This window comes from Vogesella mureinivorans (assembly GCF_007644035.1).
GTDB classification, from domain to species: Bacteria; Pseudomonadota; Gammaproteobacteria; order Burkholderiales; family Chromobacteriaceae; genus Vogesella; species Vogesella mureinivorans.
Genome location: NZ_VMTV02000223.1, coordinates 1 through 394 on the forward strand (window position 1 = coordinate 1; position 394 = coordinate 394).

The window sequence follows — 394 nt, forward strand, 5'->3', positions numbered from 1 at the left end:
GTTTAAGCCTGCTAAAGTCGATGTTTGGCAAGATGAAGTTGAGTACTACGATGTAGTCGATAAGCAGACAAGTCAACTTTTAGGTGGTCTGTATATAGATAAGTTTCCACGTGAAGGTGCTGTCAATGCAGTACTGTTTAGTTCGATCTTATTTAATCCTTGGGGCATGATCTATATCTATATTTTATTCTGCTAAAGGCAATGGTTTGGTCAATAAATTTGATCAAGGCATCGCTCTAGTTTTGTATATCATTTCTTTTGCATGTGCGGCTTATGCGTTGAAATTTATGCAAGCTGGAATTCTATATGTTTTATGGTCTGGGCTTGGGGTGATTGCCACTGCGTTATTAGCCAAGACATTTTTAGGTCAAAATATTGATTTTGCTGGCTGGGT

The 394-nt window shown here is 38.1% G+C and carries 2 protein-coding genes; both read left to right on the forward strand.

Annotation, left to right across the window (positions count from 1 at the left end; genetic code table 11):
• Positions 1–196, forward strand: a 196-nt coding sequence (locus tag FLQ44_RS24045) for a M3 family metallopeptidase (protein ID WP_206208743.1), incomplete at its 5' end; no start/stop codon positions are given.
• Between the two features lie 10 nt (positions 197–206).
• The coding region (locus tag FLQ44_RS07905; RefSeq protein ID WP_240801210.1) for an SMR family transporter at positions 207–394 on the forward strand (188 nt) is incomplete at its 3' end.